This is a genomic window from Parabacteroides goldsteinii DSM 19448 = WAL 12034 (assembly GCF_000969835.1).
GTDB lineage: Bacteria > Bacteroidota > Bacteroidia > Bacteroidales > Tannerellaceae > Parabacteroides > Parabacteroides goldsteinii.
In genome coordinates this window covers 2,792,653-2,808,593 of record NZ_KQ033912.1, presented here as the reverse complement: position 1 = coordinate 2,808,593, position 15,941 = coordinate 2,792,653, and the positions used below count along the sequence as shown (strand labels likewise).

Genomic DNA, 15,941 nt, shown 5'->3' with positions numbered 1-15,941 from the left:
ATGAAACCTTTTCTTGATTCAGATTTCCTGCTACAGACAGAGACAGCCCAAAAACTGTATCACGAACATGCAGCGAAGATGCCGATCATTGACTATCATTGTCACCTGATCCCGCAGCAGATAGCCGACAACTACCAGTTTGCCGACCTGACAGAGATTTGGTTGGGCGGAGACCATTACAAATGGCGTGCCATGCGTGCAAACGGTGTTCCCGAAGAATATATTACCGGTGACAAACCGGCATTCGAGAAATTCCAGAAATGGGCGGATACCTTGCAACATGCTATGCGCAACCCGCTTTACCACTGGACTCACCTGGAACTGAGCCGCATATTCGGTGTCGATAAGGTGTTGAATCCTTCAACTGCACGTGAAATATACGACGAATGTACAGCCAAACTGCAAACCCCGGAATTTCGTGCGCAGGCCATCATGGAACGCATGAATGTGGAAGTTGTTTGTACGACTGACGATCCGGTCGATTCATTGGAATACCATAAAGCGATCCGTAACACTTCGTTGAAGACGAAAGTTCTTCCTACCTGGCGTCCGGACAAGGCGATGGCTATCGAAAATGTAGTTGCTTACAATGAATACCTGACGAAGCTGGAAGCAGCTTCCGGCATGTCGATCCTTTCTTTTAAAGACTTGTTAGCGGCTTTACAGAAACGTCATGACTTCTTTGAATCTGTCGGTTGCCGCGTATCGGATCATGGTTTGAGTACATTCTACGCAACTCCTTATACCAATGCCGAGATAGAGGCTATCTTCATGAAAGCCCGAATGAATAAGGCATTGACCGGCGAAGAGATCGACAAGTTCCGCTCTGCCATGTTGTATGAACTGGCTGTTATGGATGCCCGCAGCAACTGGGCACAACAATTCCATATCGGTCCGACACGTAACAACAATGCCCGCATGTTCAAAAAGCTGGGTCCGGATACCGGATACGACGCTATCGGCGACCTGGAAGTGGCAGAACCGATGGTTCGTTTCCTCAGCCGCCTGGAAGAAGAAGGAGCATTAGCTAAAACAATATTCTACAACCTGAACCCGAAAGACAGTGCCGTAATGATGACTACGGCTTACAGCTTCAACGACGGTTCGCTACCGGGCAAGATGCAGTATGGCGCCGGCTGGTGGTTCCTGGATCAGATCCATGGCATGGAAGACCAGATGAACACGCTGTCCGATCTGGGCCTGCTGAGCCGTTTTGTCGGAATGCTGACCGATTCACGCAGTTTCCTGTCTTATCCGCGTCACGAATACTTCCGCCGTATCCTTTGCAATATGCTGGGTAAAGAAGTGGAAAACGGCGAATTGCCTGTTTCTGAAATTCCTTTCATCGGTAAGATGGTAGAGGATATCAGTTATAAGAATGCGAAAGAATATTTTGGATTTTAAGATCAATAATTTAAGAAATGACGGAAGCGAAGGTTCGTAGAAATGAATCTTCGCTTTTTTATGACATACATGATATATACCGTATATATTGTATATATCATATATATTCCATATCTTTACCAAAAATTCAAAGTGATGGATGCAGTAATACCAACAAATAAAAGAAAAGTAATCGATCTGAAAGACGATACCTTTAGATCATTATCCGTAATGGCAGCACAACAGGGTACTAATCTTAAAAGACTTATTGAAAGCCTTCTAGATCGTACTGCAGAAGAATATAATGATACGGCTATGTACCGAATGCTATCGGAACAAAGACCAGAGGGGAAAATCAAACTTAACCCACAGGAAAAGAAAGATTTTGAAAACTGGTTAGGATTGGATATCAAATGAATGTAGACTTCTCGAAAGACTTTGAAAAAAGTGTCCGGAAATTATCCGGAAAAATACTTTTGTCTGTAAAAGAAGTGATCCAGGAAGTCATCGATGCTAAAGATCTGGATGATATAACGCACTGCATAAGACTTACCGGCTATGATTATGTATATCGGATCAGGATCGGGGATTACCGAGCTTTCTTTGTGTTTCACGTTCAAATTATTGGCGATACGGTAATGTTTGAATATCTGGTATCCAGGGGAGAAGCATACAATAAGAAAATACAACAAAAGCTAAGAAGGAAAGATAAATAAAACAACCACTTATACGGGAAAGGATGTACCAACCGTCACTGATTGATACATCCTTAAATAAAATAATTAGTACTATGAAAAACGATCACTTGCCATAAATATACACTTCTGCAATGTTAGTAAAAGGTTCACGGTTACTATCCGGCAAGAGAATCTTCATGTAACGGCCCCGGTTTGTATCTATTGATGCGGGAACAGGCAATTCCAAACTATCACCATCACCGAACACTCCAGTTACCAACTGAATCCAATCTGTAGCGTTGGCATCCGGACTATTTCCTATATAAATTTCAACACTTTTCGTATCGGTGGTACCAGGACGGCGATAAACTTCTATTTTCGACATTTCTTTCGATGATTCCATATCTATCACAGCCCAATGCGGCAGAGGTGTATTTCCATCCGTATAATTGGAATGCCACCAGGTATCCAGTTTGTCATCAATGATCGCATCTTTCCCACCACCGTCACTAGCAGTTTCGTCGGAAACGGTTACCGTCCATCCGCTACGATCGAACTTGTATTCGGCAGGGAAAGCCTCATCATACTTACTCCATGCCGTATAAAAAGTATCGATTGACTCTTCTTCCGGAATAAATAAAGAACGGAACTCAAACTCTTCACCCGCCTTGGCATCCGGACAGAATGTCGTATATTCTGCCGACGACATCCGGATAATACTTTCCGTACCATCATTTTTTACGTATCTGACTTCATTGGCTAATAAGCCTTCTGCAGCAGAATACCATTCCACCGAACCGCCTTTGTCCGTAAGTGAAATATCCTTTATACGACGGTCCATTAGGGAAACCTGATAATTCTCACCATAGGAAGTTCCAAAATCTGTTACAGACAAAGAACGATGGTCGAAATTATCCACCAGTTGTACTGTGAATGTATATGACTTCTCTTCCATGTTATCCAATACGACCTCGATGCTGTCATAGCTTGAATTAAAGGATACCGGAATAAGCAATGAATCCAATCCGTCGTTCCAATACAGATTTACCGATTTCACATTTGGAGAATTATATGTCCTGCAAAAAAACAGAATACGCTCTTTTCCCGCAATAAACGCAATTGAATCCGGTTTAGGAGCATAAATGATCTCTCCGCCTTCAATATACTCTTTATGCACATCCATAAAATCTTCACAGGAAGTAATCAGGAGAGTGCATGCTATAAATACTAATAAACTATATATTCTTTTCATGGTTTATATATTCTTTTTTAATTTATACTATTCAACCACTTCCCCATACAGATCCACCTCTGCCGGATGAGTAAAGGCAGAACCACCCCAGGTACTCAATATCTTAAGACGGATATAGCGTATCGGTTCCTGTGACAATTCAAAAGCAAATTCATGTCCTTCTTCAGCAGCCGTAATATCTTCATCCGTCACTGTTCCGCTCGGAGATCCGGAAGGTTTGACAACCAGACAATCCATCACTTTTTCCCATTCACTCCAGTCACCGCTCTGCGAAGGTGTTCCCGTCCCTTTGAACACATACACCTCGAAATCCAACGGATTTCCCCAGTTATAATACGAATCGGAATATTTACGCTGGAACATCACAACACGGCTGGGTTTCGCAATACATCCCAGATCGATGGTAAATGCGGCAGGCATGGAATTGGATGCCGAATGGCCGAAAGTATCATGGTCGTCGTCGATCAGATAGCTGTCCATCCCCTCCCAATTGGTAAAGCTGGCATCAGAACCCAATTTCATAACGACCATTTTCTTTTTATTCAGTTTTTCTTCGAAAAGCGGTGTTATCTGACCTTCCGAAGGGAAAATAGTATCGGAAGCGTTGTCAAAGTTATCCCGCATGATCATCCCGAAATAACGAGGCTCGGCTTTATAGCCGCGCAAACTATAACGGTTCGAATCAGCTTCCGAAGTCATAATACGCATAGTCTGCATTTGCCCCAGCGAATCCTGTGCAAGAAACTCCATCGTCAAGGGAGCTTTGTCTTCATTCCGCCAGTTATATTGGGCACCGCCAAAATCCTGTACGATCGATATTGTCTTGATGGCTTTACTCAAAGAAGACTCCAATGGAGTAAAAGTCACTTCCACAGGATCCGACAATTCCTGAGCACGATTGATCACATAAATATTCGCTTTATTCGGGATAGTATCGTTATATCCTTCTATTTTGATCTTGTTCTCATAAAAAGAAGCAACTCTTTCCGTCTCTTTTCCATTCGTAAGCGTATAAACGGCTTTTACAGCCAGGATATCTTCCGAATTGGGAATGCGGTAGGAAACGACGGCACCACCGGCTATCGGTTCCACATTTACATCGGTCACCACTCCGGGTTTTCCCAGACTTCCGGTTATAGGTTCCAGTGTCTTTTCCGAACAAGAGCAAAGCAATAGAACCGAAGTCAGCATACTGAAATAATATTTCGTTTTCATAATTCTGTATTACATGATTAATTACCACCCCGGATTCTGTACCAATTGCGGATTATTCACAATATCAGACTCTGGTATCGGGGCAAAATAGTTTTTATAAGTAAATGACTGCGTATAGACCGTAGTCAAAGTATAATAATCCACGACCTCTTTGGCATTGACATTCCAACCCTGTATCAGACGGTTCTGCTCTTTCTGGGCTGTTTTCCAGCGGCGGCTGTCCCAATAATAAACACCTTCACAAGCCAGTTCGATTTTACGCTCACGCTGAATGATCTCACGCATGCCGACTTTCGTAGACGGTTTATTAGCCTGATTCGAATATTTCTGCCAGCTTTCCACCACTCCTTTCAAACCGGCACGTTCACGTACCATGTCCACATACTTATAAACTTCCGCGTCGGGAGCATCTTTCGATTCATTCAAAGCTTCGGCGCATAGTAAGAGAAGGTCGGCAAAACGCATATCCGGAAAAGCATAGTTTTCCCAGCTGATATCATTGGCATTACGGAAACTGGAATTGATCGAAACCAACTTTTTGGGCCAATAACCTGTCGCATTATAATTACCCGGATTGGCTACCGAAGAAAATTCACCGAACCGATTTTTGGGATATAGACATTCCGCATCGTCATCCGGTACGTTCTTATATGAGTTCCCATACCATTTACCACGGTCAAAACCTAATGTCGAATAAAAACGAGGCTCACGGTCAAAATTCATAGCGGCAGTCTGCTCACCTTTCTGAATATAATATTTATGATCCTCGTCTCCGGTCCGCACATTGAAGCGATTCGAATAATCATATTCTTTGTCTTCCTCAATAGGAACACCATTTTTAGAATAAAACTGTTCGACCGTCGCCATCGACACACTCATACGTGTTCCATAGTTTAAAGAGGTTGCCTGCTCCAGATAACAGATGCATTCTCCCTGCAAACCACTATTTACCGGATAAGAAGAATTTCCCCATACCAACTCACAATTCCAGCGGTCACTTACAGAACCACGCAATGTCTGTACCAATTGAGTTTCATCCGAAAGAGTTTTAGTAGCAATATAATCGGAAATCTGGTACAGACGGATACCAGCACTCTCACAAATATCGACAGCCTCTTTACAAGCCTCCGCAGCCTTTTGCCAACGTGTTTCATCATACGTCTGATTAAAGAACGGTTCCCCGTTATAATTACGGAAACTGTTATAATCCGTATTCCCGTTAAACAACGGGCTGGCCCAATAGACTAAAACTTTTGCTTTCAACATATAAGCTGCCGGACGGGCAAAACGGCCTAATTCACTAGTCTGGTTTTCAATCACCAAAGGAAGCGGATCGCCTTCTATTACTTCATCCAATAATTCCAGGATATAGGCAAAGCAATCATCGACTTTTTCACGATATACCCTGACACCTTGTGTTGATTCTTTCACCGGTATATTTTCACGCAAAGGACAGATAGGGCCGTAATAGGTCAGCAAGTAAAAGTGCATATAGGCTTTAATCAGTTTAACTTCTGCAATCATACGCTTAATTTCGTACTGGTTCAGATCTTTTACACCAACAATTCCTTCCATAAAAGTATTACACTCACGAATACCTGCATACAAAGAACGGATCATGCTACCTGTACCACCCCAATAATTGATCAAAGCACTGGTAGGACTATCGGTTCCCAGCCCGAATTTCATACCACCGGAAGTACTCCCTTCTTTATTAAAGATCATCTCTAACGATCCGAATATCCCCGGATTCTCATTCCATCCGGCCGACTTTGGCATTCCCCAATAACAGGTAGCCAGATATTGTTCAGCTGTATACCGGTCTGAAAAGGCATTATCCAATGTCGGAACATTGTCCGGAACAACATCCAGATAATTACAGGAGGCTATTGAAAAAGCCGTACATATATATATTAAATATTGATATATCGATTTCATATTTTCCGTTTTATTAAATTAGAATCCTAAATTAAGTCCCACATTGATCACACGTTGAACAGGATAACCTAATCCGTTACCTGCCATTTCAGGATCCCATAGTTTAAATTTGCTCCAACAAAGCAAATTAGTTCCACTCACATAAAAACGTAAGTTCTGAACCTTGAACTTCTTCACCAAATTTTTGGGTACAGTATAACCTATTTCCACAGATTTCAATCGAAGAAAAGTAGCATCCTGCATAAACCAGGTACTTGTCTGATTGTTATTTTCAACTGACTGATTTGCCAAACGAGGCCAGAAAGCATAAGGATTCCTGTTATTTTCCGACCAATAGCTATTAGCTATCACATCCAGCACTGCATTTTGTCCCAGCAAACCATCTTCACCATTCTCTCCGGCATCTCCATCTAAAAACGGAGTGATCTTTTTAAGATCCAGCCAGAAAGACTGGCGTCCCGACCCCTGGAAAAAGAAAGAGGCATCGAGTCCTTTGTAACCTACCGACAGACCGAAACCATAATTAATCTCCGGGGTTGTCGGATAACCGATAGGAACTTTATCCAATTCCGAAATTTTACCGTCACCGTTTACATCACGATATTTAATATCACCCGCCATATATTCACCGAATTGGGTAGGAGAATTTTTTACTTCTTCTTCATCAACAAACAAACGTTCTGCTATATATCCCCATGTCTGTCCCAACGATTTGCCAACTTTCGACAACCAAGGAGTTTCACTGTAATCCGGTTCTTCCCATTCCACAGCCTCGCTCGTTGCATACGTAAACGTTCCGCGTCCTGTGATCCATAAATCTTTATTGAAACTCTTCTCATAGTTCAGTTCCATATCCACACCTTTACCTTTCGCCTTTCCTAAATTAGCCTTTACATCAGGAATGATCCCCATTGTATTCGGGATTATACGGTTCAGCAAAATATTTTCCCGCCGTTCTGTGAAATATTCAACATTGGCTGAAAGCCCAAATACCGTACGCATTTCTGCTCCCACATTCAATTTATAGGATTTTTCCCATCCAATCTCATCATTGGCATAACGGTCTACAATAATTCCCCCCGGATTGTAATTCAATTGAGTACCCCAATTCACATTCCGGTCACTGCTATTCAATGTTACTTGCGACAGATAATAGAACCGGTCATTACCATCTCCAATCTGATCCTGGCCTGTCAAACCGTAAGAGGCCTTAAACTTAAACTGGTCAAACACTGTCGTCAGAGGTTCGAAAAAGCTTTCTTTTGAGAGCATCCAGCCACCGGCTACAGAAGGAAAGAATCCCCAACGATTATTTTTGGAAAAACGTTCCGAACCATTATATCCAAAAACGAACTCACCGAAATAACGCCCGTCATAATTATAGGCTGCACGTCCGGCTAACCCCATATTACGCCCGGGTAAAGACAATTGAAGATTATCGGCTATACCCGTCTTTTTACTTTGCATTGTATAAACTAACAAAGCATTTACCCCATGTTTGTCAAAATTACGGGTGTATTCTGCTGCTCCTTCCAGATAAAAATTCGTATTTACATATCTATTTCCCGGATTATAATTAATCCATTCCGTACCGGTAGCCGGATTCAAACGATTCAGTTTATAAGTATTATTCTGAAGATTATAAGATGATATATTATAAAAGAAAGGAGAATAAGCACGGTCTACCGAATATTCAGAATAACGGTCTATATTGATCTTTGCACGGATAGCAAGTCCTTCGGTCAACATATCCAACTTCTGCTTACCTTCGAATTGAACCAGCATCGTATTCTTACTATAATCATTATACCCCTTCAATGCCTGTGCATACGGGTTTACATAATTACCGGCACCATAGTTACCGAATAAGATATGCTTGGAATATGCGTACTGTTCATCCGGTTCATAATAAGGTTTGAATAATACGGGATTGGCCATCATCACTTCCTTGTACATAAAAGAACCGCCGCCGATAGGTCCTGTATATTCATCAAACGTTCCGCTCATACGCAATACCAACTCCGTTGTTTTTGTCAGGTTGATATTGATATTCGAACGGATCGAATATTTCATCAGGCTGATATTAGAATTAAAATTATTTCTTTTATCGACTTTCATGTTACCATTGTCTTTCGAGACATTGGCAGCCACATAATAACGGGCAACCGTTCCACCACCGCTAAGGCTCAGATTGGCACGCTGGTTGGAGATCACATCGTTGAACATGGTATCATACCAGTCCGTTGTCGGGAAAATATTCGGATATAATCCACGTTCGGTCATCGTTATTTTTTCTTCCGAATACAAAGCCAATCCCAGTGGGTCACGGGTTTTAATCGCTTCATTCTGCATCCGCATATAAGTAACAGGATCGGTCTGGCTGATTTTTTTGGTCGGAGATGAGAAAGAGTTTTCCACACGGGCGTTAATGGTTACTTTTCCTTCTCTACCTTCTTTCGTTGTAACAGAGATTACGCCATTCGCTCCGCGTGCACCGTATAATGCCGTAGCCGTAGCATCTTTCATGATCGAAAAACTGGCAATATCATCTGTATTCAAACGTGCCAGGTCATCCGTACTCAATTCAATACCGTCGATCAGGATAAGCGGATCTTTCTTTGCCTCAGCACCAAAAGTCGTAATACCACGGATAAAGAAACTGGCGTTATCCTGTCCCGGCTCACCACTTGTTTGATAAGAGATCAATCCGGCAACACGACCGGCAAAAGCCGTTGTCAGGTTACTGCTCGGGATTTTTAACTCCGTCGGTTTCACAGTCGTAATGGCGGATACCACACTTTCTTTTTTCTGTTTGGCGAAAGCGACTACGGTTACTTCTTCCAACTCATCCGTTTTTGCTTCCATTACAATATTCAGGAATTTCTGTCCGGTATACTTTATTTCCTTAGTTTCCATACCGATATACGAAACAACCAGGGTACTGTTAAGAAGACAATCATCAAACTCAAAGTTACCATCCATATCGGCAATAACTCCTTTCGTACTACCTTTTATCTGCACCGTAGCACCAGGTAAAGGATCTCCTCCCGTATCCGAGATTTTGCCTTTGAATTTCGACGATTGTTGAACTTTGGCTACCACGGGAAATACTTCAGCCCGAAGGTTTCTGCAAGGTAGTCCCACAACTGTTAATAAAAATGCCGGTAATATCCATCCATATGAATATTTTCCAGGCTTCGTGCTTTGAATCTTCTGAGGCTGACAGCATTGACCGCTACACCTCTTTCGCAATCTAATCATTACACTTGCTAATTTAAGGTTAATAAACAAAAACAGGTCTAAGAATTATTTAATATGAATAGTCGTTTTATCATCATAGTTCTTGGAGAACTATGGCTATATGATAAGTTGCTATGTATTACACATATAGACAAGTTGATTGATAAATAAGGACACTAATAAAAAAGATTGATAAATTACAAGAAGACTCAAATTGGTTAAATATAGTTATATTACCCTCTTGGGTTTTGTATTTATTTCCATTTTTATATAATTTTGTTTTCACAATGTGATATAGTCTTTAAATGAAATAGTTCTCCAAGAACTAATATCCGGAAAAATATTCTTTACCTTACCAATATCCTCTCCAATAGTAACTAGATAAGAACAAAAGGAGATCATTTCTATCCGATATTTACAATAAATCTATTCAGCATTCATCGAGAGACCATCTACTGTCTACCAAAAGTACGAAATCATCCGACAAATATGCTCTAACGGGTATGTAAAACAATTTCTGAATCTTTCCGTACGAAATCGAACACGCCATAATGAACATAAAAAATAGATTTGCAGCAGATAAAAACGTATATTAATAAACAACAAACATTATGAACAGAATACAATTTCAACAAAGATTACTCGGATTACAAGATCACATGATGAATTTCGCTATCAAGCTAACAGCAAACAGGGATGACGCTCTGGATCTGTTGCAAGATACTACGCTGAAAGTGTTGGACAATCAGGAAAAATTCGTAGACAATGTCAATTTTACAGGTTGGGTTATGACCGTAATGCGCAATCTTTTCATTAATAACTATCATAAGATTGTGCGTGAACAGACTGTAGTAGATCAAAATACTGATTTGTACAACTTAAACATAACCAATGACTCCATCTCTGGTTCTCCAGACAAGGTCTATCAAATTCAGGAGATCACAAAAGCTGTTACAGAATTGAACGATGAAGTAAAAATCCCATTTTCCTTATTTTTAAATGGATATAAATATCATGAAATTGCAGAACAACTAAATCTCCCTTTGGGGACAGTAAAAAGCCGTATTTTTTTCGCACGCAAAGAATTACAGCAAAAGCTGAAAGACTACCAATATGCATAAGAAAAACTGTTTTGTCATGGCAGACTCGAGCCATGACAAAGCTCATCACCTCTTACGTGCTGCCGCCTCTTTCGCTTTTTGTGCTTCGCGGCGGGCTTTTTCTTTTGCTTTCAGTGTTTCTTTATACTGTTTTTCCTTCTGCTTACGCTCTTTTTCCTTTTGTTTGAGCCTTTCCTTGTATTCGCGCTCTTTTTGTTTGCGAAGTTCTTCACGGGCTTTCAGCTTCGCTTTACGGTCGGCTTCAGCCTGTTTCAACTTGTTCTTACGATCCTGCTCAAGCTGCTTTTCACGGTCGGCTTTCGCTTTCAGAAGGGCTTTTTCTTCTTCTTCCTGCTTTTTTAGCAAGTCAGCACGTTCTTTGGCTTTCTGCTCCTGCAATTCTTTCTCGGCTTTTTGTTGTGCTTCGAATGCCTTGCGGTCGGCTTCCTTACGGGCTTCTTCCGCTGCGGCTTCACGTTTGCGGATTGCTTCTATTTCTTTTAATGTAAGCTCTTTCCGTTCTTCCGGTGCCTGGACGGCAGGGACAGTATCCTGAGGAGAAGCAACCGCAACAGTATCGGAAACAGCCGGCTGTACGGAAACCGTATCGACAGAAGCTTCAATTACCGGAACATTGACAACAGTATCCGGGACAGATATCTCCGGAATGACAGTATCTTTCGGAGCAACCTGTTCTACTGGTTTTTCAGCTTCTTCTTTCTTTTCTTCCCCGGCTTCTTTTCTACGTACCGACTTGATTTCTTTTGCCGGGGCTTCATCTTCCGGTTGAACAGCTTCGGTCGGTTGATCTTCGCCCGGAAGTTCTGCTTCAGTTTCAGCTTCTGCTTCGGCTTCTTTCACTTTTTCTTCTTCCACCAGCATACGATTCTTCCAACGTGTTGCCAGTTCCGGGGCTTTGTCGCCAAAGTTTTCTTCAAAGAAGTTGATATATTCTTCCAGTGTCTTACCTCGCATCAATGTCTCGTAATTGTCCTCGGAGATCGGAAGGATAGCAACATTTTTATCCAGAGCCTGAGCGTAACCATCTTTACCATAAATCATTTTATAGTATTGCAGGATTTCTTCAATACCTGTAAAGCCGATGATGTTCAGCATTGACATCGGGCCGGCTTCTTCAAAGGCCAAATCAAACTCCTTCACCATAAAGTTGGCAAAGTTGTAAGCTGCCACGGCAAACAGCAACTGGTTTTTATCCACACTTCCGGTCGGATACATCAGGATCATACGGTAAGGAGTATTCGGCTCGGCAGTAAATGTACGTGCAGAGTCGGCTGCCGACAAAGAACCGTCTTCACCCAGACCAAAACGCAGGTTCCAGGTCATACCGGTCACGCTGCCTTGCATCAGGGTACGGCCGCGAAGGATACCTTTCAGCATCTCACCTGCCAGTTCCGTCACATCGGCTGTCGGATATTTCTCTACCAACGCTTTCAAGGCCGTTTTGAAACCTTCGGCATCACCGGCCTGTACATAAGTCAACGCATCCAGGAACATAAATTTCGGCATCAGGGTTGCCAACGGATATTTGACACTGACATCGCGGAAATTCCGACGCACAGTAACAGTATCGCTTGCCAGATAACTATTATACGTCTGTTGATAGATCGAATCCTGTACGGAATCCATCATACGTATATTATATTCATAATTCGGATCAGAGATAGCAATCGTATAATCCTCATTCGGGAAGGCATTGATCATCTTCGTCTTGTACTCGGCGGCCAAAGAGGTATTACCCGTACGGAGCGCCATCAGATAGACCTGGTAATAACTCTCCAAGCGGTGCGAATTATCCGGAAAACGACGTTCCAGTTCTTCAAAAGCCTCGATCGACAAAGGCAAATCCTCCAGTTTATCTTTATAGATCATCGCCATATTATACAATCCGTCCTCAATAATTATATTCGAGGCATCCACATCTTCCTGCGTGAAAGGTAACTGCTGCAAATAATATTCGCGTGATTTCGGGTCATCGGCAGCAACCTCCGGCAAACCGGCCTCCAGCGAGTCGGTCGGCAAAGGCTGACCGTCCGGTCCAATGGCTCCGGCTGCTGTCTCCGCCAGTTCACCCTCTTCCAGAGCATCTTCGTTGAAGGTTGACATTTCTTTTTTACGGCGACGCCAGTTATCTTCCAGTGTACGACGTCCCCACTTGCGCTGGAACTGCGCCTTACCCTGCGATACGGTCGAAGGATTATAGAAGTAAAAAGAAGTCCCGCCCGATGCAGTCGGGAGAACGATACCGCCGGTTTCTGTCCCGGGACGGTTTATACCCGTTCCTTTGGCAGCCTGGTCAGCCAGATAAGCCTCTTTCTCAGCCAAAGCCTTGGCTTCTTCTTCCTCTTTCTTTACCTGTTCTATGATCTTGTCGATGACAGCCAAACGTTCCGTTTCCGGCATTTTTGCCAGGGTCTGTAAGCTATCCTGCAAATGGACAGCTTCCACATGTACGACCAGCTCGTCCAGGACTGCCGAAAGTTTCGACACACGCTTAAAGTCTTTGTATTCTTTCTGGATACCGGACAATGCGCCACTGAAACAGGGCTGAGCCTTTACATAATCACGCATGGTGAAATAGATATCGCCCAGTTTGATCTGGCAGATAGCTTTCTCCAGTCCGTTCTGTGTGCTCTTTTCGATACCCAATTCATAATTCTTTATGGCATTTGCCGTATCTTCCCGGTTCAGGTAAACATTTCCGAGGGCATAATAAACCTGATCCAGATAATCCTTATTCTTATCGCTCTTCGCCATACGATGAAGCATCTTGACTACCTTCTGATAGTTAGCACCGGAGAATACTTCCGTCTGACGGATACGGGCCGCAAATTCAAGTTCATAGGGAGGACTGGCTTTAGCTACTTCGTTGAACATTTTATAGGCAGGGCCGTCCTGTTCCTGCGCAGCATAGATTTGTCCCAGCAGGTATTTCATACGGGTACGCTGAAGTTTGCTTTTTTCCGATTTGATTGCCGTCTTAAAATAAGGGATAGCTTCTTCATACTGTTTGCTCTTGACCAGATAATCGGCATAAACGGCGGCATACTGATTCAGGTTCTTGCGGGGTATTCCATTGGTATTCAGCTTACCCAAAATATCTTCGGACTCATAGAACCAATCCATTTCCGAATAACAACGGGCCTGCCACAAACGGGCTTCGGCCACTACTTCCTCGTCATGGGAATAATGGCGGGCAATATAAGAAAAAGTGGCAGAGGCTTGCAAGAAATCAGCATTATAGAACTGTCCCTGCCCGATCAGCAGCCAACATTTCTTCAGGAAAGGGTTATATTCTTCCTGTTCCTGCAAAGCACGTTGTTTGGGATCGTTACGCCAACCCGGTTTCTTTGCCGGCTTGGCTTTGATGGAATGAAGTTTTATGGCTTTATTGCCTTTCTCGATGGCGCGGTCGAAGGGACCGCCGGTTTCCTTTTTATCTTTCGGCTGTGCACTGATCGGATACATGTGGATCATTTCGGAATAACTTTCCTTGTAGCCTGTCTCCATAGATTTCAGGGCTTCATCAAAAGAAGTTTTTCCGTTATAATAGATATTGTATCTGGATGTAAAGGAATGGTAGAACCGGCTTGCTTTGGTGTTTTTCTTCGTACTGCACGACCAAAGCAAGAGAACCACGAATATCGAAATTATATAGTAAAAACCTTTCTTCACGTATTATGTGCACTCTTTATCATATAATAAACTGAGAAGAACCTGTTTTATTGCCTCTTCGTAAAGAATAATACTCCTTTCAGGATCAAAAAGACCAGCACCAGCACCAGGATGATAAAAGCTCCCGACGGTACATTCAGGAAATAAGACAGAACCAGCCCCACCACACAACTCAGAAAGCCAAGGACAATACTCCCCCAGATGATCTTCTTAAAGTCGGAAGTAAACAGATTCACTGTAATTTGCGGCAAAGTCAACAAGCTCATCAGCAACATAATACCGACCAGCCGGATGGAAAGGACGATAGTCAGGGCAATAAAGAACATCATCATATATTCGATCCACTTTACATGGATATGCTGCGTCTTGGCAAAGTCGCTATCGAAAGCGACATAGACTATCTCCCGCAGATAGAGGGAAAATACTGCGATCAGCACCACCGCTAAAGCTGCTATCCAGATAATATCGGACAGGGAGATCGTCAGGATATTACCGAACAAATAGGCAGACAGATTAGGAGAATAGCCGGGAGTAAGAAATATAAAAATCACTCCGAGCGCCATTCCAAGCGCCCAAACACCGGCAATTGCCGAATCTTCACGCACATCCTGTGTCTTGCTCGCCCATTCCACCCCGAAAGCAGAAAGTACGGAAAAGACCATTGCCATCAAGATCGGATTTGTTCCCAGATAAAAGCCAAGCCCCAAACCACCGAAAGAGGCATGAGTTATACCGCCACTGATAAACACCAGCCGACGTGCGACAACGTATGTCCCGACAATACCACAGGTGATGGCTGTTAGCAAGCTGCCCAGCAAAGCATGTTGAAAAAAAGTATATTGTAATAGATCCATATTCATTCCATATGATGGTTCGTCTTATTTGTGCAATCTTATCTTTATATCCGATACGAGGTACAGAAAGTTTCACTGTAAAGAAACAACTGTTTCACCATATAGAAACAAATGTTTCATTAGGTAGAAACAATCTTTATGTCGAACACTGGTTGACGTTCTCTACCGTTTAATGTATTCTTCTCTCGCCAACAATAAGGAATGCTTCATCCTTCAGTGCATCCGGCAGGTTCACACCACGAAGTTGCAGGCTACGGAGCCATCCGGCCACCTCTTCCGACTGCAGGGTATAAAGTACCTCGCGAAACTCATCGACGGCATCCTCTTCATACTCATCTCCCTCCAGCCCCCGGAAACGATCCAGTTCCTCGTCATCATAATATTCAATCTTTTTGCTCACGGCAGCCAACAGACTGTCACGTTCACAAGTCTCATGCTGGCCGCAGCATTCTTCGGGAATTTCACGCGCTTCAGGTATCTCGCTGATCTCCCCGCGTTCCAGCATCTGCTGTAATTTTTTATTCCTGAAATAACCGGCTATGGCAGCAATAACGCCAAGCACGATAATACCAATGATAATGTACCACAT

General features: G+C 42.9%; 11 protein-coding genes. 4 read left to right on the top strand and 7 right to left on the bottom strand.

Features of this window, described 5'->3' with window-relative positions; translation table 11 throughout:
- From uxaC to HMPREF1535_RS10115, 3 genes are all read left to right on the top strand, one after another.
- Entirely contained in the window at positions 1–1,404 is a 1,404-nt protein-coding gene (gene uxaC / locus HMPREF1535_RS10125) for a glucuronate isomerase (protein ID WP_046146044.1), read from the top strand.
- A gap of 135 nt (positions 1,405–1,539) precedes the next feature.
- Positions 1,540–1,800: a hypothetical protein gene (locus HMPREF1535_RS10120; protein ID WP_010800926.1), complete on the top strand. Its 261-nt coding sequence runs from the start codon at positions 1,540–1,542 to the stop codon at positions 1,798–1,800.
- On the top strand, positions 1,797–2,099 hold the full coding sequence (locus tag HMPREF1535_RS10115) for a type II toxin-antitoxin system RelE family toxin (RefSeq protein WP_010800927.1): 303 nt from the start codon (positions 1,797–1,799) through the stop codon (positions 2,097–2,099). The genes HMPREF1535_RS10120 and HMPREF1535_RS10115 overlap by 4 nt, the downstream gene beginning before the upstream one ends.
- A gap of 85 nt (positions 2,100–2,184) precedes the next feature.
- On the opposite strand, the gene HMPREF1535_RS10110 is transcribed toward HMPREF1535_RS10115, so the two are convergent.
- The 4 genes from HMPREF1535_RS10110 to HMPREF1535_RS10095 are packed head-to-tail and all read right to left on the bottom strand — an operon-like array spanning position 2,185 to position 9,726.
- The gene (locus HMPREF1535_RS10110; RefSeq protein ID WP_010800928.1) at positions 2,185–3,312 is read right to left on the bottom strand and encodes a DUF4998 domain-containing protein; all 1,128 of its coding nucleotides are present in this window, start codon (positions 3,310–3,312) and stop codon (positions 2,185–2,187) included.
- 27 nt (positions 3,313–3,339) lie between these two features.
- Positions 3,340–4,527 carry a DUF5000 domain-containing lipoprotein gene (locus HMPREF1535_RS10105; RefSeq protein WP_046146043.1) on the bottom strand — a complete coding sequence of 396 codons (1,188 nt, stop codon included), beginning with the start codon at positions 4,525–4,527 and terminating at the stop codon, positions 3,340–3,342.
- 21 nt (positions 4,528–4,548) lie between these two features.
- Positions 4,549–6,465: a RagB/SusD family nutrient uptake outer membrane protein gene (locus HMPREF1535_RS10100; RefSeq protein ID WP_046146042.1), complete on the bottom strand. Its 1,917-nt coding sequence runs from the start codon at positions 6,463–6,465 to the stop codon at positions 4,549–4,551.
- Positions 6,466–6,483: 18 nt separating this feature from the next.
- On the bottom strand, positions 6,484–9,726 hold the full coding sequence (locus HMPREF1535_RS10095) for a SusC/RagA family TonB-linked outer membrane protein (RefSeq protein ID WP_046146496.1): 3,243 nt from the start codon (positions 9,724–9,726) through the stop codon (positions 6,484–6,486).
- A gap of 590 nt (positions 9,727–10,316) precedes the next feature.
- Here HMPREF1535_RS10095 and HMPREF1535_RS10090 point away from each other — a divergent pair.
- Entirely contained in the window at positions 10,317–10,826 is a 510-nt protein-coding gene (locus HMPREF1535_RS10090) for an RNA polymerase sigma factor (protein WP_046146041.1), read from the top strand.
- A gap of 45 nt (positions 10,827–10,871) precedes the next feature.
- Here the strand turns inward: HMPREF1535_RS10090 and porW are convergent, their stop codons facing one another.
- The 3 genes from porW to HMPREF1535_RS10075 form a co-directional block, all read right to left on the bottom strand.
- Complete coding sequence (gene porW, locus HMPREF1535_RS10085) at positions 10,872–14,498, bottom strand: type IX secretion system periplasmic lipoprotein PorW/SprE (protein ID WP_046146040.1); 3,627 nt, start codon at positions 14,496–14,498, stop codon at positions 10,872–10,874.
- A gap of 47 nt (positions 14,499–14,545) precedes the next feature.
- Positions 14,546–15,352, bottom strand: a complete 807-nt coding sequence (locus HMPREF1535_RS10080; RefSeq protein WP_009860090.1) for a metal ABC transporter permease — start codon at positions 15,350–15,352, stop codon at positions 14,546–14,548.
- Between the two features lie 169 nt (positions 15,353–15,521).
- The gene (locus tag HMPREF1535_RS10075) at positions 15,522–15,941 is read right to left on the bottom strand and encodes a hypothetical protein (protein ID WP_009860091.1); all 420 of its coding nucleotides are present in this window, start codon (positions 15,939–15,941) and stop codon (positions 15,522–15,524) included.

Excerpts from the sequence above, each read along its gene's own strand:
- HMPREF1535_RS10090 (WP_046146041.1), top strand. The coding sequence starts at position 10,317 with ATGAACAGAATACAATTTCAACAAAGATTACTCGGATTACAAGATCAC.
- uxaC (WP_046146044.1), top strand. The coding sequence starts at position 1 with ATGAAACCTTTTCTTGATTCAGATTTCCTGCTACAGACAGAGACAGCC.
- HMPREF1535_RS10110 (WP_010800928.1), bottom strand. The coding sequence starts at position 3,312 with ATGAAAAGAATATATAGTTTATTAGTATTTATAGCATGCACTCTCCTG.
- HMPREF1535_RS10095 (WP_046146496.1), bottom strand. The coding sequence starts at position 9,726 with ATGATTAGATTGCGAAAGAGGTGTAGCGGTCAATGCTGTCAGCCTCAG.
- HMPREF1535_RS10075 (WP_009860091.1), bottom strand. The coding sequence starts at position 15,941 with ATGTGGTACATTATCATTGGTATTATCGTGCTTGGCGTTATTGCTGCC.
- HMPREF1535_RS10120 (WP_010800926.1), top strand. The coding sequence starts at position 1,540 with ATGGATGCAGTAATACCAACAAATAAAAGAAAAGTAATCGATCTGAAA.
- HMPREF1535_RS10080 (WP_009860090.1), bottom strand. The coding sequence starts at position 15,352 with ATGGATCTATTACAATATACTTTTTTTCAACATGCTTTGCTGGGCAGC.
- HMPREF1535_RS10115 (WP_010800927.1), top strand. The coding sequence starts at position 1,797 with ATGAATGTAGACTTCTCGAAAGACTTTGAAAAAAGTGTCCGGAAATTA.
- HMPREF1535_RS10105 (WP_046146043.1), bottom strand. The coding sequence starts at position 4,527 with ATGAAAACGAAATATTATTTCAGTATGCTGACTTCGGTTCTATTGCTT.
- HMPREF1535_RS10100 (WP_046146042.1), bottom strand. The coding sequence starts at position 6,465 with ATGAAATCGATATATCAATATTTAATATATATATGTACGGCTTTTTCA.